Here is a 23,301-nt window from a genome sequence, read left to right on the forward strand (position 1 = left end):
CTGGTGGCTGTGGGCTTTTTCATTCCTTTATTTTACCAGATGCCGCCACTTAAGTTTTTTTGACCTGAATCCTTACAGCCCAGCCTTCAAGTGCCTCGCGCCAGAGTGAACTTTTTTCATGTTCTGAAACAGTAATAGTTTTAACAACATTAGGAAAGCGAACGAGTAACAGAGTTGTTACAGCAAAAAGGAAGGTGGCAAAATCAATTAAAATAATTCCTTGAAGCTGTATGGTTGCTAGCAAAACTCCTGCCAACAGCGGTGAAATTAGCTGGGCGCACGCTTCTGCTGATTTCACCATACCACTAGCACGAGGGAGAAATTCTTTCGGCACTAATGAAGAAGTCGAAGCAGTGTAAGCGGGCAACTGAAACGCTTTGCAGACGGAACTGAGGCTGACGGCGAGGTAGATGTGCCAGATTTGAAGGCTTCCGGTAGCGAGTAATAGGGCGATCGCCACTGTAGTTATCCCCGAGCCGAAGTCAGATAGAATCATGCACCACCGTCTGTTCCATCGGTCAACTAAGGCACCTGCTACCGGGGAAATCAGGATACTGGGCAGCATAGCCGATAGCAAAATCAGAGAGAATTGGGTCACTGAACCTGTACGCTGATACACCCAGACTCCCAATGCAAAGCTCGTTAGACCCGATCCGATGAGGGATATCAGTTGTCCGAACCAGACGAGAAAAAAAACACCCATTCCACCTTTAAAGGGGCGGAGATTCTTAAAACTACGCATGATGGCTAATTTCTGCTATTTGGCGGTTATTTTGGCTCAACTTCCAACACATAGCCTTCACAATGCAAGTCGGCTGCCTGGAAACCCAATTGTTCTAAACCTTGATAGTGCTGCACGCAAGTTTCCAGATTTGGCAATCCTACAGTGGGCTGGATATTGTCAAAACGAGAAGAGAGGAGACTGGACATAACGCACCCCATAATGTTTAGGGGATTGGTAGGCTTAAACTCGTTTGACCATGAATCTTCATCCATGTTTTTCTTCATTAATTCTGGTAGGTAGATGACCGTTTCTATCGGGTCAGGTGCGTGAAGCGCTCCACCTTCGGTAAACAGAATATCTTTGTGTTTCTCAAAGCGCTCGATCGCCTGTTTTGGGGAAAAACAGTGTGGGCCAGAATCATCAACAATTAGAGTGCCTGGTTTCAGCCGATCAATGTCGAGAATATCCGGGACGTTGGTAGCGCCAATAATTAAGGTAGCATCGTAGATTTCCGGTGGGAGTTCCGATGAAGATGAAGAGGTAGCGATTTGAACAGAACCTTGAAATCCTAAATCACCGCTCAGTTCGCGTTGAAGGTTTTGAAGCGATTCCAGTTTACTGTAAATATCGCACACTATAATCGATTGAGGATGCGGCAAACATTTTAACATCAGGCGCAGGGTATTAATTCCAATTGACCCCAATCCGATGAAAGCGACTTTCTCTCGCTGTAAAGAACGATTACTAATCTGTAAAATTTTCTTAATAGTCAGAACAACAGAAGAGCAGGTAGTAGCGTGTCCCGTAGTGATTTTCGGTAAGTCGTTACGTCCCTCAATAGCTTTAGCAATCGCACAACCGTAATCCGTTGCGGAGGGAATTAAACCCGTTAAGGAAACTGTTTTTGCACCGATTCGCCCTGCCATTTCTAAAGCTTCAACAACCATTTGTACGAGTGTTTGCTGGTCGCTGTATAGTTCATCCTCGAATATAGGGAGGATTAGACCCGCTATTCGACCCCATTTAGTTTCCATAACAGCATCCCACATCGGAAGGTTTTCAAACCACTTTTGGAGGACTTCATCGCGAGTTAACTTGGTTTCTTTTAGTAGGGAAATAGGAAGATAACCCAGAGCTGCTGAATCAACTGGTGCTATTTTTCCTACAGCTAACAAGGATAGCAATGAGCGCTGTTCTAGTTTAAAAAATGGAGAGGGTTCTGTGATTTTGGGTAAAGAAGCAATCATCGGTTTTTCAACTTCGGTTTGAAGTTCTTTTAGGTTGACAGATGGCTCAGTGGTGAACAGCGGCTCGATGGCTTTGGCTAATTTAGCTATAGTGGGATGCTCAAATAGAAGCTTGACTGAAACTTTAAGGTTCATCTCTACTGAGAGCTTGGATACGAGTGAAACTGCTTGCAGTGAATGTCCTCCTAGTTCAAAGAAATTATCATTAATGCCGACCTTTTCTAATCCCAGAACTTGAACCCAGATAGCAGCCAGTTTTGCTTCAGTCGGGGTGTCAGGGGCGACAAATTTGTCTTCCTGTTCGTTGTGAAAGTTATCTGGTGCGGGTAAGGCGCGACGGTCTATTTTGCCGTTGGGTGTCAGCGGCAGCGCTTTCATCAGCACAAACGCGCTCGGTATCATGTAATCAGGTAGCTTTTGTTTCAGGTAGTCGCGCAGGTTGCGAGTCACTGTGCGCTGCAAAGTTTTCCACAAGTCTTGAGTGTCCAACTGATAATCTACGCTTTGCTCGATTTGAGCCTGTTCGCTGGGTGTAAGATGAAAGCGAATCCCAGCCTGTGGTGGACGTGACCAAACTACTGTCCCAGAAAGCCAGTGCGGTTCGCTCTCTCCAGGTAGTTGCATATGCACGCGGACGCTTTTACCTCGCTCGATAGCTGGCACCCCCACCAAACCAACGCCGCCAGTGGAGATATCCTGTGTGTGGATTGTGATGGCCTTACCGTCTAGTTCTAGTTGGCATTCACTGTGATAAGGGACACGTTCTGGAATAAGGTTAGAGACTAGATAAGCTACGAGGCGCTTGTTTCCAGGTGCATCTTCTCGGTCAATGACTGTCACTGAGCGCACGTTCGGATGTTTTGCCAGTACAGCCTCAATTTCTCCGAGTTCGATGCGGAATCCGCGAATCTTCACTTGGTCATCTATCCGACCTAAGTATTCGATATTGCCGTCGTTCAGGTAGCGAACCAAATCTCCAGTTTTGTACAGGCGAGAAGTGGGAAAGTCACTAAAGGGGTTGGGGATGAACCGCTGATCGGTCAAATCGGGACGGTTGAGGTATCCCCGTGCTAAACCAGCGCCGCCGATGTGCAACTCACCCGGAACGCCAATGGGTACAGGCTGTCCGTTCCCATCTAAGATGTAGGTCTGGACATTACCAAGCGGACGACCGATCGGCAACTCCTTCAATGTCGTGTCCGCTACCGATAAATCATATATCGTTGCTCCCACAGTGGTTTCTGTCGGACCGTAATTATTTACCAGACGAACTTGCTGTTCCAGACACTCAAGCCAAGTTTTCAGTCGTTCGGGCAGTGCTTTTTCTCCTCCAATGATTATTAAGCGCAATGATGGGGGTAATAGCACCGTTTTTTGAGTCAAGAAAGCAGTCAGTTCGTTCCAGTAGGCTGTCGGCAAAGCCATTACAGTGATTTCCCAATTCTTGCACTTTTGCAAAAATCCTTCAATTGAGTCCAGCATCGTATCGGTACGCAATACAAGTGTTGCACCAGAAGTTAGGCTGGTATAGATTTCTTCGGCACTGACATCAAAACTAATAGAGGAGAATTGTAAAATACGATCTGCGCTTCGCAGCAGCGCTTCGCTACCGCACTTTTGTATTCTATATTCAGCACTCGCAGCCGTTGTGTAATTGACTAGCGATTCATGTTGGATTAAAACGCCTTTGGGTTTTCCTGTAGACCCTGATGTGTAGATAACATAAGCCAAGTTTTCTGGCTTTACTCCGCTTGACAGGTTTTCTTCGCTGTGGGAAGCAATTTCTTTCCAGTCTGAGTCTAAGCAGATAACACGCGCTGAGTGTGCAGGAAGTTTCTCCAGTAGTTTCTCTTGGGTAAGCAGAACGGGTACTGACGAGTCTTCCACCATGAAAGCTAACCGCTCTTTCGGATATGCAGGGTCAAGCGGAACGTAAGCACCGCCAGCTTTGAGGATGCCCAACAAACCGATTATCATTTCCAGAGAACGCTCTACACAAATCCCTACCAGCACTTCTGGCCCCACGCCCAGCGATCGCAGATAATTTGCCAGTTGATTGGCTTTTACATTCAACTCTCGATAGGTGAGTTGTTTCTCTTCAAACACCACTGCTACGGCATCGGGTGTGCGTTCCACTTGTTCTTCAAACAACTGATGGATGCACTTCTCTTGGGGATAGTCTTTAGCGGTGCTGTTCCACTCTACTAATAGCTGCTGTCGCTCTGCTGGTGTCAGCAATGGCAAATCTGAAATCGCCTGTTTGGAATTGGCGACGATTCCTTCCAACAAGGTCTGGAAATGTTCCGCCATCCGGACGATGGTAGTCTCATCAAAAAGATCCGAGTTGTGTTCCCATTCTGCTACCAATCCATCAGCCGTATTCTCCATTGATAGGGTCAAATCAAACTTGGCTGTGACGCTTTCCACGGAATACGAGCTTACTGCTAAATCAAGCAGTTCCATAGAAGGTACTCCTCCGTCGTCAAGAGCAAACATCACCTGGAATAGAGGCGTGTAGCTTAAATTGCGTGTTGGTTGCAGTGCTTCTACTAACTGCTCGAATGGCAGGTCTTGATGCGTGTAACCTTGCAGTGCCACTTCCCGAACTCGATTGAGTAACTGCTCAAAACTGGGGTTGCCGCCGAGGTCGGTACGCAGCACTAAAGTATTGACAAAAAAGCCGATTAGCCTTTCAAGTTCCCGTCGGTTGCGGCCAGCTACAGGCGTCCCTACTACGATGTCATCTTGTCCTGAGTATCGGTATAGCAATGTCTGAAAAGCTGCCAAAAGCGTCATAAACAGAGTGACTCCTGCTCGCTTACTCAACGTGGCAAGTTCCACGCTCAATTCTTTGGAAAAGGCTGCATAGTAATATCCTCCCCGGAAGGTTTGAACAGCCGGTCGCGCTCGGTCTGTGGGCAATTCTAATAAATTCGGAGCGTTCTTGAGTTGTTCCTTCCAGTAGTGAAGTTGGGTTTCTAGTATTTCTCCAGTTAGCCACTGTCGCTGCCAAAGGGCGAAGTCGGCATATTGTACTGGTAACTCTGGTAAAACTGGATGCTTAAGAGTGCAAAAGCCTTTGTAAAGTTCTGTTAGTTCTTTGAGCAATACGCCCAATGACCACCCATCAGAAATAATGTGGTGGATGGTAAACAGCAAAACGTATTCTGTTTGGTCTAGCAGTAGCAACGTGACTCGGAATAAAGGTTCTCGCTCCAGGTTAAAAGGTCGATTCGCTTCAACCGTAACCAATCGTTGCGCTTCGGTTTTTCGCTCGGTTTCAGGCAGGTGCAACAGGTTTACCACTTGTACCTGACAATTGAAACTTGAGGCAATAACTTGAACGGGTTGACCTTCTACCGTCGCGAAGTTGGTGCGTAAGGCTTCATGTCGCTGGATAATTTCGTTGATGCTGCTTTCTAAAGCCGCGATATTAAGCTGACCGCTCAGACGAAACGCCAGGGGGATGTTGTAAAAGGAACTGTTGGGCTGTAACTGGTCGAGGAACCACAGTCCCCGTTGGGCAAAGGAAAGAGGAAAGCTGTTTTGTTCTGTTCTGGATATTGGAGCGATCGCTGTGGTAGTGGTTTGAATATTGGCTTGTTGTAAAAAGGAGATAATCTCCGCTTTCCTTTCGCTCATTTCTGACTTCAGTTCATCGGTGATAGCACCTTGAGGAGCATTGCACCGCAGGCGATCGCCTTCGAGAAACAGGTTAATATCCAGCTTGCGTAGATAATTTACGAACTCAACTATATCCATTACAGTTCAAATTCCTCTCTTTCGTCACTTGTATTAATATTTTCGATGTTTTTGCTTGTCCAAAGGGTGGCATCAATATAGCTAGAAAGGCTCGCTACCGTTGGCAACTCAAACAACTTAGACAGAGGGAGATGCAGTCCCAAACTAGAATTCAATTGGGAAACGACTTGAGTCGCCAGTAACGAATGCCCGCCCAATTCAAAAAAATTATCGTTGACGCTTGCTTGCTCTACTCCCAAAACCTTTTTCCAGATAGATGCTACTAATTCTTCTGTCGGAGTCTGAGGAGCGACAAACTCTAGTGTTGGAATCAAACTATTGAGATCTGGTGCTGGCAACAACCGACGATCTACTTTGCCATTGGGCGTTATCGGCAGTGCCGGTAGGGTGACGAAAGCGTTGGGAATCATGTAATCGGGCAACTGCTGTTTGAGAAAGTCGCGCAGTTCGCTAACAGTGGGTGCTGCTGACTCCTGAACGGGGACAATGTAGGCGACTAGGCTCTTTTGGCCGGGAATATCTTCTCGAAGCGCAACTGCGGCAGAGAGCAAGTTGGGATGCTGACTGAGTGCTGCCTCGATTTCTCCTATTTCGATGCGAAAACCGCGAACTTTCACTTGGTCATCTATCCGACCCACATATTCGATATTCCCGTCACTCAGGTAACGAACCAAATCGCCAGTTTTGTAAAGGTGATCGGTGGGAGAGTGACTAAAGGGGTTGCGTATGAACCGCTCAGTGGTCAACTCAGGACGGTTGAGGTATCCCCGTGCCAAACCAGCACCGCCGATGTACAACTCACCCGGAACGCCTATGGGTACGGGCTGCCAGTTCTCATCTAAGATGTAGGTCTGGACATTCCCGATGGGACGACCGATTGGCACATCCTTTAATGTGGTATTGGCTGTCGATAGCTCGCAGATTGTGGCTCCGACAGTGGTTTCGGTCGGGCCGTAATTATTCACTAGACGAACTTGCTGTCCCACACACTCAAGCCAAGTTTTCAGTCGTTCGGGCAATGCTTTTTCTCCACCAATGATGATTAAGCGCAATGATGGAGGAATGGCAACTTTTCCTTGACTCAAGAAGGTGGTAAGTTCGTGCCAGTAGGCTGTGGGAGTTGCCAGAACGGTGATTTCCCAATTGTTGCACTTCTGTAAAAATCCCTCAAGGGAGTCCAGCATCGTATCAGTACGCAAGACCAATATTGCACCAGAAATCAGGCTGGTATAGATTTCTTCGGCACTAACATCAAAACTAATTGAGGAAAATTGTAGAATGCGATCGCGTTCTTGGATGCCATATTCAGCACGGGCAACTGTTGTGTAGTTGACGAGTGATCTGTGTTCGATTAAAACGCCTTTGGGTTTGCCTGTAGAGCCAGATGTGTAGATAACGTAAGCCACATTATTTGACTTGACGCCACTACAAGGGTTTTCTTCGCTGTAAGCAGCAATTTCTTCCCAGTCAGAATCTAGGCTGATAACACGAGCCGAATGTGGAGGAAGTTTCTCCTCTAGCTTTTTTTGGATCAGTAGCACTGGGACTGACGAGTCTTCTAGCATAAAAGCCAAGCGCTCGGAGGGATAGTTTGGGTCTATGGGAACGTAAGCACCGCCAGCTTTGAGGATGCCCAAGATTCCGACAAGCATCTCAAAGGAACGTTCTACGCATATCCCCACCAACACTTCAGGCCCTACTCCTAGCGATCGCAAATAGTGTGCCAACTGATTCGCTTTTGCATTCAATTCGCGATAGGTGAGCTGTTCCTCTTCAAATACCACTGCTACAGCATCAGGGGATTGTTCCACTTGCGCTTCAAATAACTGATGGATACACTTATCCTGCGGATACTCAGCCCAAGAGTGGTTCCACTCCACTAATAGCTGCTGTCTTTCTGTGGGTGTCAGCAGGGGCAATTCTAAAATCTTCTGTTTGGGATTGGCGACAATTCCTTCCAGCAAAGTCTGGTAATGTCCCGCCATCCGAGCGATCGTATCCGCTTTAAACAAGTCAGTATTATATTCCCACGAGCCTAGCAAGCCCGTTTTTGTTTGCCAAAGTGACAAGCTTAGATCGCACTGAGCCGTTCCCCGTTCCACTAGCTCTGGAGTCAGTCTAATACCAGGTAACTCTAAAGTATCTAGTGCGAAATTTTCCAATACGAACATTACCTGATAAAAGGGATTGTAGCTGAGGGAACGCTCTGGTTGTAAAGCTTCTACTACTTGGTCAAATGGAACATCCTGGTGTGCGTAGGCATCTAAGACAACTTGCTGTACTTGAGTGACAAACTCTGAAAAGCTCGGGTTCTCTTTAATTTGAGTCCGCAACACCAAAGTATTGACAAAAAAGCCTATTAGTGATTCAATTTCCGTGCGATTCCGATTGGCAAAAGGCGAGCCAATACAAATATCATCCTGACCGCTATAGCGGTGTAGTAATACCGCTATAGCTGCCAGTAACGTGACAAAAAAAGTCGTTTTTGATTGCTGACTAATTTCTTGAAGTTTAGCAGTTAAATCAAAATTGATTTTAAAATGTTTAATAGCTCCAGAAAAAGTTTGAATCGAAGGACGGGGATAATCTGTTGGCAATTCTAATAATCGCGGTGCATTTGTTAACTGTTCCTTCCAATAGTCAATCTGCCGTTGTTGCAATTCCTCAGTTAACCATTGGCGCTGCCAGACAGTAAAATCGCCATACTGAATAGCCAACTCTGGTAATGGATTTGCAGAACCACTAGAAAAGGCTTGATACAGAGCAGATAACTCTTCAATCAATATTCCCATTGACCAGCCATCTATAATAATGTGGTGCAAGGTTAATATTAATAGATGATATTCTGATTCCAGACGCAGCAGACTGAATCGCAACAAAGGGGGCTTGCTTAAATCAAAAGGTTGGCGAACTTTTTGGGTAATTATCTGTTGAATTTCCGCTTCCTTTAAACCTTGTAAATCTCTAACTGGTAGGTTGATATTTAAAGAGAGAATGATTTGCTGTACGGGCAATTCATCAACCATAGTAAAGATAGTTCGTAAAGCTTCGTGGCGGCGAATAATTTCATTGATACTCTGCTCTAATGCAGCTACATTCAGCACTCCAACAATCCGAAATTGGCAGCTCTCGTTATAAAATGGGTTTCGATTATCTAACTGATAGAGAAACCAAAGTCTTTGCTGAGGGAAAGACAAAGGTAAATCGTTATTCCTATTAACAAGTTTTATTCTTTGAGGAGTTAAGATTACAGTATTTTGAGCCTCTTTTAGGAACTCAATGATTTTTGTTTTTCGCTCTAACAATTCCTCCTTGAGATTTGATGTCATTACTCCCTTGGGAGCGCGATAGCGAAGTTGATTGCCTTCTCGGCAAATTTTGATACCTAAATTTTTGAGTAATGCCAAAAAATCAACTGCCGTCATTTTACAAATATCCCTCTTCGTATTTTTCTTCTGTTTTATTAATAAAGGCGCTTTCAGATTCGGCTGCCCAACGCAGTAACTCAATATTAAAACTTAACTCAGCTACAGTAGGAGAAGCAAGTAAACGATGTAAAGACAATTCAATAAACAAAGCATCTCGCAATCTGGAAATAAGTTGGATAGCTAGAAGAGAATTTCCTCCTAATTCAAAAAAATTATCATTGATGCTAATAAGCGGTACGTTTAAAACTTTTTGCCAAATTTGAGCGATTTGTTGTTCTACCTCGTTACGAGGTGCTACCAGTTCGCCTTCTTTTTGACGGTTCAATTGCCGCCTTATATCCACTTGTTCGAGAATAGGTTCAAATTCACCTGCATGAAATCGCTGACTAAGTTGAGAACGCTGGATTTTACCAATGGCAGTTTTGGGGATAGTTTCTTTATCTACTGGAATCAAATAATCTGGATTGACTCCCACTTTGTTGACTACGGAAGTGCGAATCTCCTTAAGCAGATTCATCAAAGCATCGTCATCACAAAATTTTGGATTGAAAAAGATAGCTAATTTATCAGTATTGCTTCCAGCAAGTCTTACCGCACAAGCGGCTGTATAAGAAACTTCTGCTCCTTCAACTTCTTCGACAGCCGCTTCAATTTCGTGGCAGTAGTGGTTAAGTCCATTGATTATAATTACATCTTTCTGCCTTCCGGTAATTGTTAAACGCCCTGAGCGAAGAAATCCTAAATCTCCCGTGTTAAACCAGCCATCTTCAGTAAAAGCTTCTTGGTTGGCTAGGGTATTTTCATAATAACCACCAGTAACCGAGGCACCTTTTACCTGCACCCGCCCAATTATTTCTTCTTCAATTACCTGGTTGCTATCATCCACAATTCGTATAGCAAAACCGGGAATAGGCGCTCCCACTTCCACAAATTTTTGTTCGTCTGTGGTTAAATTTAACAAAAAGGTTTCCGAATAGGTAACTCCTGAAGATGTCTCAGACATTCCCCAGGCTGGGTGGATTGCTGTATCAGGTAGTTGATAGGATGTGAGCAACTGCAAAAATCTTCTAGCGGTTTTGGCAGTGATAGCTTCCCCTCCATTGAGAATAAACCGCATCGAAGATAAATCCCATTTGGGGGTTGCTTGGGTGGGGAGGTTTTCTAGTTTTTCATTAAGCAGCCCGTAGGCAAAATTAGGTGCCCAGGTAATCGTAGCTCGATAGCGAGAAATCCAATCTAACCATTTTGTAGGTTTTTGCAAAACTAATTCTGTGGGAGCATGAATTTGCTGACAGCCTAGATAAACATCCCGAAGGTGAAACATAATTATTCCCCCAACATGATCTAGGGGAAACCAATTTATTGAGGTATCCTCACTGGTAAAACTGTTCATAGCAGCAGTACCCATGCAACGTGCGATGAGACTTGTATGGCTCTGCATAACAGCTTTTGGCGTACCCGTACTTCCAGAAGTCAAAAGCAAAATCGCTAAATCTTCCGGCTGGCTGTTATACCAGTTCAAATCTGGTTCGCAGTCGCGCAACTCATCAATAGTTTCAACTTGAAATTTTTCTAAATTAAAAAATTTTGATAGTTCGCGAATTTTAGGAGCTAAAGAAGCACCTGTCAGCACGAGGGGTTTCCTCAACATCTGCCAAACATTCTGAAGTTTGCTTGTGGTACTATTAACTTCCTCATAGGATGGAGCAATGGATATCGGTACTGGTACAAAGCCCCCCAACACACAGCCCCAAAAAGCAGAAATGAAATCTAGATTGTCTTTTAGTTGAAAAATTACCTTATCTTGAGGTTTGAGTCCTAGCTTTTTCAATCCAGCCAAAATCCTTTGGGCATCCTGCCATAATTCTCGATAAGATTGAAATTTCTCAGTTCCATCAGGATGAATGTAGATAATACCTTTAGTTGAGTGTTGAGTGGCTCGTTGCAGTACCTCTGCTAAAGTTTTAGAAGCATCTTCCGGGTATTGCCACGGTTCCCCGTAACTGATGGCTAGTTTTTTTGCCTCTAAGGATGCTGGTGTCTCCGGTGTCTCTGGTGTCATAAGAGCGATGGTATCATTGAGGACTGGCATATTTTTTGACACTTTCAAAGTTGGGTTAAGTTCAAGAAAGATGGAGGGGTGGAGGAGCGATCGGACTCTCTATTTCTTCAAAGTTGTGTCAATTTCAAGAAAGATAAAGAGGAGATCGCTTCCTTGCTGCCGGGATTTTGATAGGTAACTAGGGGCGATCGCGCTACTTTTTCAAAGTTGTGTCAATTTCAAGAAAGATAGAGAGGTGATGGGCGATCGCTTTCTAACTGCCCGTATTTTGATATGTAACTAGGGGGTGATCGCGCTCTCTAATTCTTCAAAGTTGTGTCAATTTCAAGAAAGATAGAGGGGGTTCGACTTTTTGGGATATCGGTGAGCGCCGCAGGGGTTGGGGATGGCGTAATTGCCCTGGCGGGTTTTCCGGCTTGACTCGCAAGGTGCGACTCGCCGTCGCATTGGGGAATGCGCTTGTCGGTGGTTGAAATGTGTTAGGAGTGGGGTGTTGGTGTTGAGGGGTGAGTTTATTTATCTGAGAGACTTTGATAATTTTTGGAGATGTCTATTGGGGTCGTGCTTTCTCCTCGTCATGATTGGTGTTTCATTGTTTCATTTCATTGAAGGTAGAGGTGCCGCCAGGTTATGGTGAAGCAGCTACCAAAAAAAAACGCTGATCGCCGTTCTGTTGCACTTCCTTTAGGACTGTGACTTGGTTGTTTCCGGGGTCCCATACGTATGCGTTTCCTCCGTATGGGATGACCGGGAGGGGGGGAGAGAATGTGCCATAAGTGGCCAGGAGTGCTATGGCGTTTATCGTTTCGTTGATCCTTTTAATTTCGCGGATCTTCGTTATGTCAGCGTAAAATCGATTCCAGGCGTCTGTGAGCGCGTTTATGTTCGGGTTGGAGTTGTTTATGCATTTGAGTTCTATGTGTGTTTCGTCGGCCGCAGCCAGCATCCCTTGGCGATATAGGAAAAAATCGCTTCTGGCAGCTTGGTTTCGGTTTTGTACTGCGCTCGCTGTGCTCAGAGTCTTGTTGAATGCTATCCATTGGTTGGCTTGTAGGCCAGGGTATGGGGCTTCCCTTTCGCATGTCTGCCCCGGGTAATTTATGGCGTAGGCTTGGGCGATTTCCACCTGGAGCCATACCTCCCATCCGCCTCGGATGTATTGGTTGTTCTCCGCCAGTCTGGCCGCCCTCCCAGGGTTGTAAAACTTGTTTAGGTTTTCAAGGAATTGCTGCGCTCTCATGCTCCATCCTCTTTTATTTATTGCCGAACTAGATGCGATCGCTATTGTTTGCGGTCGTTGGGGTTATCGGGCCGTTATAACCCAAATTTTTTTTTGCCCACCAGCGTTGTGGTCGTATGTTAGTTTGGCTTCAACTGTTGTATATCCCATTAAATCGACTGATTGAACTTGATTGGTAATTTTTTCCTTGATTGTCGCTCCTTGCCCGATGTTACTGTCATATGTAAAGAAAAGTTTTCGCCTGAGTTTAAACTTTGCTTCGTCTCCATTGGCAACGGCTGGCCATGTAACAACTTTTGCTTCGTTTTTATAATAATCAATTGCTACTAAAGACTCCGTGTTATTTTGACAATAAATTATGCCGTCAGCCTTGGGCGAATCGAGTAGAGTTAGATGTTGCCCACCACTGTCATCCACTCTATAATCGATTCGATCTCCTTCCGTGGCCTCGATTCTTATATTTATGTTTCCTGAAGATGTATTAATATTATTCGTTCCCTGTTTTATTGCGTTCTCATCACGGTCTATGGTTGCTTGAACGTGGCTTAAAAACTCTTTTTTATCGACGATTTTTTGATTAATTGACGGGGCTATTTTTTTTATTTTATCATTAATTTTTTCTTGTAAATTTATATTGTCAAAATATGCTTTAGTGAGTTCAACAACTACTGCATTTATAAAAAAGATGGCATTACTTTCAAGGTTACGAGTAACTCCGATTTGCTGACGACCGGGATAAATGGTGTTTCCCCATCTCTCCACGCCTTCAGTCTTTCCTGGTAATGGAAATACCTGCCAAGCAACAGGAAAAATCTTTTTAAACATTAGATTGAGTTCGTCTTCTTGTACAAAAATTATTATGTTTTCCATTATATTTGTATCATTGTAAACTTTTATATTTACATCTGGAAAGACGTTTGATTGTGCTCCTGTGTTGAGCGTATACATAAGGCTAATTACCCAAAATACTGGGATAAAAAAAAACTTAACTCTTTTTTATTGATGCTTTTATTATACATTTTGTTTTATTGTCATTTCCGACACAGAATTTAGAGGATCTCAGTGAATAAAAGCTAAAAAAGCCGAAGATATGCACATGAGGAAGTTTCTAAAGAAATGTTAAACTGAGATGAGGGGAGAAGAAACAGGCTGAAATCTCCGTCAGAGTATTTATTACGATCTCAGCCTGTAAATTTACATTTTGTACTTCAATTCTTTCTTACTTTTTCGCTCCATTTCTACTTGATTGCGCGAATTGTTGCGCTCTTAACTCCTGCTTTTTGACACAGTGCGTTGGCCATAGACAAATAAATAAGGCATTATAGAACCCATTTGACATCTTTTACGGTCTTGTGGTAGCGTGACCGTAAAAGCATTATCCAGTAGCAGCCATGCCTTATTATAGCAGTCTAACGGATTCAGAATGGGAAACAATTGAACCCATACTACATGAGGTATTGCCCAAAAAGAACCGAACTAGACCATGTAACTGGACAAAAAGAGAAATCTTAGATGGAATTTTCTATCAACTAAAAAATGGCTGCAATTGGCAAGACTTACCCAAAGACTTGCCACCCTATTCCACTGTATATTGGCATTACAAGCAGTGGCGAACACAGGGAGTCATAGAAGAGCTGATGAGGGTGTTACATGAGCAAGTGCGTGTACAGCTAAAAAAAAAGCCAAATGGACTACATTGATGATTATAGACTCACAAGCCGTAAAAAATACTTGTAATGCTAGTATTGAGTCAAAAGGGTTTTGTTTCTACAAGTCTACAAATGGTATAAAAAGACACCTAGCCGTTGATACACTTGGGTTTCCCTTCTTTACCCACTGCACGAAAGCTAGTGTATCAGATGATGCTGGTTTGATTGAAATTTTGACTTTAAACATCGATTATTTTAAGTCCAAACCTCTAAATATTCCGAAAATTACACTCTTACTAGACAATGGTTATCATCCCGAACATCTCACAAAAGAGTTAGAAAAAATTTATCCAGAAATTATGACAAAAATCAAGTTTGAACTTTCAGAAAAGCCATCAAAAGCCGAAAAAAAAGCTCAAGGAAAATCAGGATTTGTCCCAGTTAAAGCAAGGTGGGTCATTGAACGGTCAAATGCTTGGATGGAAAGATGTAAAATTTTGGTGAAGAACTTTGAGAGAAGTTTGGCAGGGGCGACTGCCAAGCTCAACCTTTGTTTTATTAGGCTGATGATTAGAAGGCTTGCACCCTCTTCTTAGATGTCAAATGGGTTCTATAGTTCCCCACTGCGGAAATCGCATTCAAAGCAAAATTATTCGACAAACCCAGACTTTCACCCACATTTCCTTCCACTCCCAAAAAGCGGCGGACAACTGGATCTGAGCTATTGATTTCCTGGCGCACATTTTCAGAAGTTAAACCCAGTTCTAACGCTTCATAAAGAGAATAAGTAACTCCAGAAACCACATCCTTCCACTGGGATTGATTCTCGTCCACCACCATTGCTAAAGGCTCCTCTCCCAAAACTTCTGGAAACGGCTGATGCTGGTCTCGCTGGTCTGGGGGTAAGGTGAGAAGACGAGAGACAATCAGACCTCCATCGCCGGTGATCGCATCCAATTCGCCCTTGATATAACTATCAAATAGGGTCGGGAAGCTATCTAAGGCTACGATTTCCGCATTAATGCCCGAAGCACTCAACTTTTCTCGCAGAGTTGCCTCAGAAGTGGTATTTGCAGTCACGCCAATTCGGCGACCTGCAAGCTGTTCAAAAGAGGTAATTCCGCTGGCGGTTGGTGTTACCACAAATTGAGCATCGTAAGTATTAATGGGGGCAAAATCTACCCCCAGCAAAGCATCCCGCTTGAGGTTGAGGGTGGCATTGCGGCTAGTTACATCAACAATGCCATTGGCGACATCGCTGAAGCGCTGAGCCCCCGTTTTCTGAATCACGAATTCCACTGCATTGGGGTTGCCAAATAGGGAAGCTGCTAATCCCCGACCCAAATCGACATCAAATCCGGTTAAATTGCCGTTGGGGTCAGCAAAACCGAGTCCAGGTGCATCATTTCTCACCCCAACGCGCACGAACCCCCGGTCTAAAACTTCCTGTAAAACGTTGCGGTTGTCGTTATTTACCAAGGGTACAGTTAATTCGTCAGTCCCCGAAAAGGGTGGATAATAAAGCAGTCCCCCAGGCTCGACAAACATTAGTTCATTGAGCTGGCGCGGCAGCACTTCGGGATTGAAATTGCGATTGTAAATCTCTTCGTAATTACCAATTTGTTGGATAACTTTCAACGCAAAATCATTTTTGAGTCCCAAAGATTCTCCTAAATTCCCTTCCACGCCTAAGAAGCGCTTACTGGCGGAATTTCCATCAAGAAATTCATTCACATTCTGGGAGTTGATGCCAAAGAATTCGGCTTGGATGGGAGCGTTGACCGTCCAGCGCACCACATCAGCCCATTCAGACTGATTTTCCGGCACGATGAGTGCTAAAGGCTCTTTAGAAATGGCTTCATCCAGGATAACTTGATTTCCCGGATTGGATAATGTGGGAATGCGATTGCTCAGCACCCCGCGATTAATCGAAACTGCCCCCAATTGCCCCGCATCGTAAGCGCCAAACAGAGCATCTTGTGAGGGGAAAGTTTGGATGTTGAGGGCGATTCCGGCACGTTTGGCGGCATCTATTAAATTTTGCCCAGAGCGCGTTCCTGCTAATACGCCGATGGTTGTTCCTGATAACTGCTTAACAGAACTAATTCCACTATTACCACGCACCAATACTGCTTGAGTGTCGAAGAAAACCGTAGGTGAATAATCTACTCCTAAACTGGCATCGCGGAGCACAGATTGAGTGGGCAAAGTGGCGGCGATATCCACTGCGCCACTGGCAACACTATTAAAGTCTTCACCGGCTTTGACGACTACGAATTCTACTGCATTCGGGTTCCCAAACAAAGCAGTGGCAATGGCGCGACTAAAATCAATGCCAATCCCACTAAATGAACCGTCGGCTTCTCGGTTGCTAAATCCGAGTGCATCTTCGTTAACTGCAACCCGCACAAACCCGCGTTTTAAGATTTCTTGAAGTTGAGATCCTGTGGGTGTTATAGTGGCAACGGGCGATCGACCTTCAGCCGCTCCAAACCGCGCATAATGTTCAAATCCGCTTGAGAAACTACCGTTGGCAACTGCTGCTGCTACCTGGGGGTTAGCATCTAGATAAAATTGCTCGTTGAAGGAAATTTGTGGCGTTCTTTTTTCAATAAAACCAAACTTTACCCAATGCTCGAAGCCGTTGGGAATAATGCCTGAAGCTACGGCTTGTGCCACGTCGGGATTTTCTTGCAGGTAGGTGCTTTCGTTGTAGTTAAGAATGGTCATACTCCTGTAATCCGATAATTTGTGTGCTCAATTGGCAGGGGTTCCGATCAATTCTTATTTCTGCTCCAACCGCAGCCTATTCCGGTACGCTGCTATTGTTGGATGGTTTTGTTAAGCAATAGGTGAATTATGCTATTGCTGTTGTGTTAACCGAGCGCTCGCTTTGACTTAGAAGACAGTCAACTGCACCCACTGTCCTCCCAATCTTTCAGCACCTTTCAAAAAGTTGGCTCGGCACGAGATTTCTTGCCGGAGGCTGCTATTGCACCCATACGTCCGCTTTTGAAGGCCTTGGCAGCAGTAATACTCGGATTTTTCGAGCCACTACCCCCTGTAGATTCAATTTAATCTTTTGGCAAGCTTTACTCCTCAGCTTATTTATTTGTCATCTATCTCTAGATATATTTAAGATAATTCTTTGGATAGATGCTTGTCAAGGGACATCAATAAAATTTGTGTAAAGAAAATGTCATGGAAGGTAAAAATTCAACATTTCGTTGTTTGGACGTGAGTAACGTAGAAAAAGGTTGAGAAGAAATGCCCCCATTTACATTCACTTCGAGAGCAAATAGTTCTTGAAACAATTTATACATCCTTATATCATTCGTCCACAGGGGATTTACTGATCTAACAATGATGTACGCACTATTCTGTAAATCACGAGCTAAAAAATAGCCGTAATTTTACTGATAGGTGCGATCATCGCGCACACTCAGAACAATATGTCAGTAATTAAGTAGAAGTGCCTTTTGTAGCGTTAAACCCTGATTATAACTGTATCGTTCAAAAGCTATGAAAGTCTATTAATTGCTTCCACAGCTTTTGAGACGCATCTTATCTCTATAATATTTCCTCTGCTCTGCCTTTGTAAGTCGGAAAAGTCGGATCGTAAAGTCGGAAAAGTCGGATCTTGCATAATCTATCGAGCTCAGCTTAGGTTAATATCGACAAAAAAATAGTTGCACGCTTATATCACAACTTGTCTCTCAGTAGCCTAATTTCTTTAACTTCCTAACTTTTCCTTTCGATAGCGGGACTTAAACAAATTTTCACAGTTAATAGGGTTAAAACCCTTGCTAGACAAGGAAAATACGTCAAAGGGGGTAAAATAACCTGAAACCTTTACCTATCAAAGATTTAAGTATTTTTGAGGTAAAAACTATACTAAACAAGGCTTTCAGCCATTTATACCATTTTTTATCTAAGTCCCGTTAGGTACTACTTTTTGACAAAAACGATCAAGGTGAAAGACCAAAATCTTCCGGTTCCCACAAGCTCGATGCTGTGCGCCCGAACATGAGGATATCCTGGATTTGCTCCTCGGTCAGGCTTTCATCGAACAGCCAAACTTTGGTGGTGGGTGCAAGTTTTCCCAACAACTCTATAGCTTCAGCTTTGAGCTTCGTTCCCTTTACTGCACGACTGAGGAACATCACTGCTTGGGGCGGGCCTTGCCTCACCTCCATAGCTTGTTTAATAATTTTCACCGCATCTGCTGCCGATTGTACGTCGATACCACTTGAATGAATCCCAGCCCAACAACACCCAATTTGTAAACTCTAATTCCTTCTCACGGCTAGGCGTTACAGCGTCATCGCCACAAAATTAGAGATTTGATGGCAGGCAAAAACACGCCCCTAATTAACGAATTACTGAGGCAACGCTATAAAAACATTCAAAACATAGAGTCAAGCATTTCGGTAACGTCCTGTTGGTCGCGCCCCCGGTTGTCGTCATATATCATGAGCGTGTTTAAATTCCTGTGCCTGCTGAGTTTCTGAACTTTCCGCACATCCCCGTCTGTTGCGTCCAGTGCCGCTGTGATAGCGCTGTGCCTGATGCGGTGAGGGGACATCTGTTTTTTAATACCAGCTTTTTCGCTGTGGCGGACAACCATCTTGCAGATACCATCGCCACTAAGTCTGTGCCCGCTGTGAGCGGAGTCAAGTGCTATAAAAAGCGGGCTATCGTGCGAGCAACTTCCTCTTTCCTCCAACCAATCGGCGATCGCCTGCACTGTCGCAGAACCCAAATCGATCGTCTCAGCTTGCGTACCGCGTCCCTTGCCAAGAATTCGCAAAGTCTTACCGGCCGGGTCAAAGTCACAAACACTCAACTGACTGATTTCGTTGCGACGCAAAGCATTACCCCACAGCAAGCGCAACAAAGCATAATCACGCTTCCCAGCTTTCGTTGCCAGATCGCACGTTCCCAAAATCCGCTCAAAAGTCTTGGTATCAACCCCGGTTGTATCTCGGTAGCCGACAATTTTCTCCCCCTTGATATCCTCCAAACTGTAATGGCACGCACCGAGCTTACGGCCCATTTCCACCAACGACTTGACAGCCGCCAGCCGCCGATTAACAGTCGCTTCCTTGAGTCCCTTGTCGATCAGCTTAGCTTTGTACTTCAACACCACCGACACCGCTTGACGTTCCTCAAGATGCAAAAACTCCAAAACGTTATCAGGCACGGCGGGCGTCCCCGTCATAGTTACTAAAAAGTCATTGACATCGCGTTCATAGGCGCGGCGGGTATTTTCGGAGCGCTTCTCGGCGAGTAATTGTTTGAGCACGTCAGGATCGGTATCTAGAGTATCGAAATATCTCTCAATTTTGGCATCGAGAGAAGCTTCCAGGCGGGCAATCGACAGTTCTGCTTTCATGATTTTTTGCTATTGATAAGAGTAATTTACGATGGCATGGGGGTAAAAATAGGTTCCGTCCATTTTGGACGGGGCTGTGGTGTCTAAGCCGCTCTGTGTTTTAGTATCTTAAGTTGGGCGCTCGGCCATAGTTTGATTTTCCGCTTCCAGGACTTAGCAAAGGAATCGTTTCGCAGGCTTTCGGATTGAGTCGATGTGCCCGCTCCGCCGCGTGATTGAAAGTGACCGCTCTCGACGAGAGAATCCGTCGAGAAAGAGAGCTCTCTTCACGCCCTTGAGTTACGAAGCTGCCGAGCGCCAGACGCGAGCGTCCCTGCAATTTCTAGTTCGCCCGGACGCACGTTGCAGACTGGCACATCAGAAGTGATGCGCTTTACCGAGACTAACGAGAGCATTAGTTTCAAGGCGGAGATCGGCCGGCGCCGTAAGCACTCTCCGTAGTTGGTGCGGTAGCGTCGGTGTGGCGATCGGTTCTGGGGCGGTGGTTTTGTTTGTACTAGATGAATACTAGCATTATGTCTAGTAATTTTTTAGTAATAAAGCTAGTTTTTGTGTCTAGTATTGATCGTGAGTCAATGCTAGTATTTCTGTCTAGCTTATGTACTAGATACCGCTAGCGAACCCTCCCATCGCTGGGGGCGGGCAACTGTTAGCTAGCGTCCCGGAGATCGGACTCTGTGACGATTGCCTTTAACCTCGCTGCGATTGCTGCTCGCGTCCCTTTTGTGTCGGTTCCCGGAGCCGATGCCAGCTTGCGGATTGATTGGATCGAAAGTTTATTAAGCCGTCCCTCGATGTCCGGCGTTGTTGGCGCGATCGGCCGGCGCCGTGCTGGGGTAGTTGGCGCGGTAGTGTCGGTGTGGTGATCGGTTCTGGGGCGGTCGGAGTTTTTTCGGGCAGTGGTTTTGTTTGTACTAGATAAATACTAGCACTATGCCTAGTAGACATTTAGTAATTAAGCTAGTTTTTGTGTCTAGTATTGATCGTGAGTTTATGCTAAAATTTTGTCTAGCTAATCTACTAGATACCGCTAGCGATGGGAGGGTTCGGTAGGGGTCAGGCAACTGTTGCTGATAGTCTTGGAGCTCGCGCTCGCTTGGCTTGTAGCGCTGCGATTTGGGCATTCGTGGCGTCGATTTTTGAGGTGATTTGAACGAACTTGTTGGCTAACAGAGTCATTGTTCTTCGTCCTTTGGTTGTGTGTGCTGGTTGTGGAGCGTATGTAGCGAGCGGTTTGTGTCGTTTCCGTTTCGCTCTAACAAATACTAGCATAATGTCTAGTATTTGTTAGAGCATAGACACTAGACACAAAGCTCGATTAAGATGCTAGATAAAAAGCTATTTGTGTACTAGCATAATGTCTAGTATATTGAGCATTTAATGTCTAGTATTTTATAGCATACACACTAGACAAAAGCTCGATTAAGGCACTAGACAAAAAGCTAGAGGCGCTAATTTTAAGCTAGCGTAATACTAGACAATTAAATAGCATTATGCTAGACTGTGGCTAGTTTATTACTAGACAAGACTATGACGAGCAAAACTAATAAGCCCGAAACCCCTACAAATAAAAGGCTTCAACTCAACTTGAGACTGGACGGACGGGAAGACTTGCTAGAAGCTATCAAGGCCACCGCCGAAACCAACGGCTTAAGCGTCAATTCTTGGGTTGTGGGGTTGCTGGAGTCAGCGACGGGGATGAAACCTGCTAGTGCAGCGCCGACAGGTGGGGATTTAGAATCAACCATCGCCCCCTTGCTAGACAAGTTGCTAGCAGAGAAGTTAGCCAGCTTTGAGGAACGGCTGGGAAAATTGAGTGCCGCTCGCGAGGGCAACGATGAATCGCTCAGGCTTGAATTGCAGGCTGATGTAGGTTGGATAGAGCAAGAATTGAATGAGGTTCGCGGCGATTGCAGGGTACTCGAAGCCGAACGCGACAAAGCCTGCGCCGATCACCAGCAAGTCGAGGCCCAACTCGCAGAACTGCAAGCGCAACTGGCAACACTGGCAGCCGATCGGGAAGAACTCGCCCAACTCAAGAAAGAAGCGGCATTCGCGGCGGCAGAAGTACACCGCGAAGGAAGGGCGATCGAGATGGAGAAAGCCCAATGGCAACAGCAGCTTAGCGATGCCAGATGTGAGCTGGCAGACGCAAAGGCAACCATTCTCAAACAGGGAGACAAGATTCGGGAATTGGAGCGGGGATATAGTCTCAAGCCCAACCCCGCAGAAAGCCGATTAAGGTTGGAAATTGGCGAACTCCGATCGCAACTCGCCGACCTGGAACAGAATCCAGCGACTGCCAGCCAAGATTTACCAGAAGCGGCCGACCTACTTAACCGGTTAAAAGCGCAGCGCAAAAAATCAACCGCAACGCTCGCAGATGTTGAGAAAATCTTAGAAATTCTTGAGGAAGGTAGTAATGAGCCAGACTGACTTTGAGCGATTTAAGGAAGAAAAAGAATCACAAATTGGCCAGTGTCTGCGTGGTCGGCGGGCGTGAGGAAGATGGCCCCGATATGCCAAGCATAGATAGCGCTGATAGCTTGAAAGAGCAATACTACTGGTTTATGCTCGGCATCAATAACCCGCCCGAAAAAGACAATATCGACTGGGAAGGGCTTGAAAAAGAGCTGAGAGCTTACGCTGATGAAGTTGCGAAGGAGTGGTACGAGCGCAAGCGGGATGAAGATAGGGCAGAGGCCTTTAGGTCGGGGCGGCTGTAATTTCGATCGCCCGATCGCACCCCAAACAAAGAGCCCCCAGCATAATGCCGAGGGCTTTTTTTATGAAGGGTATTAGTAATTGGTAATTGGCAATTGGTTTCACCTTTTGCCCCATACCCGCAGTATAGCGGGCTAGGATTGTTTGCCGTGCCGCACATTCAAGAAATACTCGACTTGTGCCTTAGCTGCTTCCTTGCCACCTTTCCCGGAGTAGATGTAATGGTAGTCCAAGCACTGAATTTTCCAGCACCCTTGCTGATCGCACCAGCAAAGGAAACTGCGGTAAAAGAAGATTGTCTCGATCGAGTTCATAGGTTATTGGGTAATCAGGGTTAGTTTCGTGCGGGGTCGTCAATTAGATCGTCTAGGGCCTCCAAAGCTTTAATAGCCTTGTCAATGGCAGCCTCGGCCTTCAGCGCTTCGAGCTCGAATTCGGTGGGCACATCGCCGTCGGGTTCTGCTGTTTTCGTTAATCGTTTTTTCATTTCGTACAGCGCGGCGATGTCTTTTCTTAGTTGAGAGTTTTGCAGCATTGTGTTGTCCTGTGGGTGATTAGTTGGCTGGCGCTACGTTGTTAAATCGTCTCTAACACAGTAGCGCTCGGTTAGGTTATCGATGTTCAGCGATCGATGTTCAGTGGGGGATACCAACTGCTGCCATCTGTTTATGGGATAGCTGGACAATCTGCTGCGGTGGCTGCCAACGATCGCCCCAGTTCTGCCGAAGTTGGCAAAGTGCGATCGGACTGGGGAAGAGTTCGGCAGCGCTAACCCAAACACCAACACCCGATTCCTGGTTGGTGTAATAAGTCTCGAACTGTTGGCGCGATACCCTTGCCAGTCGCCCTTGATCCGATGTCTGCCACAGTCGATCGATCGACAATAATTCACGCTTCAGAACCCGGACAATTCCTAGCAGTTCAGCAACTGGCATCGTGGCGTAAATTGCAATATTATCACCCGGTTTTAGGGATGCTCCGAAGTTGCCTTTCCTGAGTTCGATTGTTTTCGGGTCGCGGTCAAGGAAAAAGGCAGAAGCCCAAGTCGGACGGACAGAGATTAGGAAGGT

General features: G+C 45.4%; 17 protein-coding genes. 6 read left to right on the forward strand and 11 right to left on the reverse strand.

The window, feature by feature from the left end; genetic code table 11:
* Positions 1-49: 49 nt before the first annotated feature.
* The 6 genes from QUB12_RS32035 to QUB12_RS32060 all read right to left on the reverse strand — a co-directional run bounded on the left by QUB12_RS32035 (position 50) and on the right by QUB12_RS32060 (position 13,411).
* The gene (locus tag QUB12_RS32035) at positions 50-742 is read right to left on the reverse strand and encodes an MFS transporter (protein ID WP_333310252.1); all 693 of its coding nucleotides are present in this window, start codon (positions 740-742) and stop codon (positions 50-52) included.
* Between the two features lie 26 nt (positions 743-768).
* Positions 769-5,733, reverse strand: a complete 4,965-nt coding sequence (locus QUB12_RS32040) for an amino acid adenylation domain-containing protein (protein WP_333310254.1) — start codon at positions 5,731-5,733, stop codon at positions 769-771.
* Positions 5,733-9,158: an amino acid adenylation domain-containing protein gene (locus tag QUB12_RS32045; protein ID WP_333310256.1), complete on the reverse strand. Its 3,426-nt coding sequence runs from the start codon at positions 9,156-9,158 to the stop codon at positions 5,733-5,735. The genes QUB12_RS32040 and QUB12_RS32045 overlap by 1 nt, the downstream gene beginning before the upstream one ends.
* Position 9,159: 1 nt before the next feature.
* Positions 9,160-11,253: an AMP-binding protein gene (locus QUB12_RS32050; protein WP_333310258.1), complete on the reverse strand. Its 2,094-nt coding sequence runs from the start codon at positions 11,251-11,253 to the stop codon at positions 9,160-9,162.
* A gap of 598 nt (positions 11,254-11,851) precedes the next feature.
* The gene (locus QUB12_RS32055; protein ID WP_333310260.1) at positions 11,852-12,463 is read right to left on the reverse strand and encodes a hypothetical protein; all 612 of its coding nucleotides are present in this window, start codon (positions 12,461-12,463) and stop codon (positions 11,852-11,854) included.
* Positions 12,464-12,526: 63 nt separating this feature from the next.
* Positions 12,527-13,411: a hypothetical protein gene (locus QUB12_RS32060; protein ID WP_333310262.1), complete on the reverse strand. Its 885-nt coding sequence runs from the start codon at positions 13,409-13,411 to the stop codon at positions 12,527-12,529.
* A gap of 443 nt (positions 13,412-13,854) precedes the next feature.
* Here QUB12_RS32060 and QUB12_RS37695 point away from each other — a divergent pair, with 443 nt between their 5' ends.
* Both QUB12_RS37695 and QUB12_RS32065 read left to right on the forward strand, forming a co-directional pair.
* Positions 13,855-14,163 carry a transposase gene (locus QUB12_RS37695; protein ID WP_445300687.1) on the forward strand — a complete coding sequence of 103 codons (309 nt, stop codon included), beginning with the start codon at positions 13,855-13,857 and terminating at the stop codon, positions 14,161-14,163.
* On the forward strand, positions 14,163-14,708 hold the full coding sequence (locus QUB12_RS32065; protein ID WP_333310264.1) for a transposase: 546 nt from the start codon (positions 14,163-14,165) through the stop codon (positions 14,706-14,708). Before QUB12_RS37695 ends, QUB12_RS32065 begins: the two co-directional genes overlap by 1 nt.
* On the opposite strand, the gene QUB12_RS32070 is transcribed toward QUB12_RS32065, so the two are convergent.
* The 3 genes from QUB12_RS32070 to QUB12_RS32080 all read right to left on the reverse strand — a co-directional run bounded on the left by QUB12_RS32070 (position 14,683) and on the right by QUB12_RS32080 (position 19,507).
* Positions 14,683-16,842: a transporter substrate-binding domain-containing protein gene (locus QUB12_RS32070; protein WP_333310266.1), complete on the reverse strand. Its 2,160-nt coding sequence runs from the start codon at positions 16,840-16,842 to the stop codon at positions 14,683-14,685. The genes QUB12_RS32065 and QUB12_RS32070 overlap by 26 nt on opposite strands.
* Before the next feature lie 1,238 nt (positions 16,843-18,080).
* The gene (locus tag QUB12_RS32075) at positions 18,081-18,329 is read right to left on the reverse strand and encodes a hypothetical protein (RefSeq protein WP_333310268.1); all 249 of its coding nucleotides are present in this window, start codon (positions 18,327-18,329) and stop codon (positions 18,081-18,083) included.
* 188 nt (positions 18,330-18,517) lie between these two features.
* Complete coding sequence (locus QUB12_RS32080; RefSeq protein ID WP_333310270.1) at positions 18,518-19,507, reverse strand: tyrosine-type recombinase/integrase; 990 nt, start codon at positions 19,505-19,507, stop codon at positions 18,518-18,520.
* Between the two features lie 677 nt (positions 19,508-20,184).
* On the opposite strand from QUB12_RS32080, the gene QUB12_RS32085 reads away from it, so the two are divergent.
* The 4 genes from QUB12_RS32085 to QUB12_RS32100 all read left to right on the forward strand — a co-directional run bounded on the left by QUB12_RS32085 (position 20,185) and on the right by QUB12_RS32100 (position 22,569).
* Positions 20,185-20,373, forward strand: coding sequence for a hypothetical protein (locus QUB12_RS32085; protein WP_333310272.1), 189 nt, complete (start codon positions 20,185-20,187; stop codon positions 20,371-20,373).
* A gap of 664 nt (positions 20,374-21,037) precedes the next feature.
* On the forward strand, positions 21,038-21,943 hold the full coding sequence (locus tag QUB12_RS32090; RefSeq protein ID WP_333310274.1) for a hypothetical protein: 906 nt from the start codon (positions 21,038-21,040) through the stop codon (positions 21,941-21,943).
* An 83-nt stretch (positions 21,944-22,026) separates the two neighbouring features.
* Positions 22,027-22,233 carry a hypothetical protein gene (locus QUB12_RS32095; protein WP_333310276.1) on the forward strand — a complete coding sequence of 69 codons (207 nt, stop codon included), beginning with the start codon at positions 22,027-22,029 and terminating at the stop codon, positions 22,231-22,233.
* 93 nt (positions 22,234-22,326) lie between these two features.
* Positions 22,327-22,569, forward strand: a complete 243-nt coding sequence (locus QUB12_RS32100; RefSeq protein WP_333310278.1) for a hypothetical protein — start codon at positions 22,327-22,329, stop codon at positions 22,567-22,569.
* Here QUB12_RS32100 and QUB12_RS32105 read toward each other — a convergent pair.
* Entirely contained in the window at positions 22,566-22,766 is a 201-nt protein-coding gene (locus tag QUB12_RS32105; protein WP_333310280.1) for a hypothetical protein, read from the reverse strand. The two genes, QUB12_RS32100 and QUB12_RS32105, sit on opposite strands and share 4 nt — an antisense overlap.
* A gap of 100 nt (positions 22,767-22,866) precedes the next feature.
* Positions 22,867-23,301, reverse strand: a 435-nt coding sequence (locus QUB12_RS32110; RefSeq protein ID WP_333310283.1) for a hypothetical protein, incomplete at its 5' end; no start/stop codon positions are given.

The sequence above is a fragment of the Microcoleus sp. B7-D4 genome (assembly GCF_036705125.1).
Lineage (GTDB): Bacteria > Cyanobacteriota > Cyanobacteriia > Cyanobacteriales > Microcoleaceae > Microcoleus.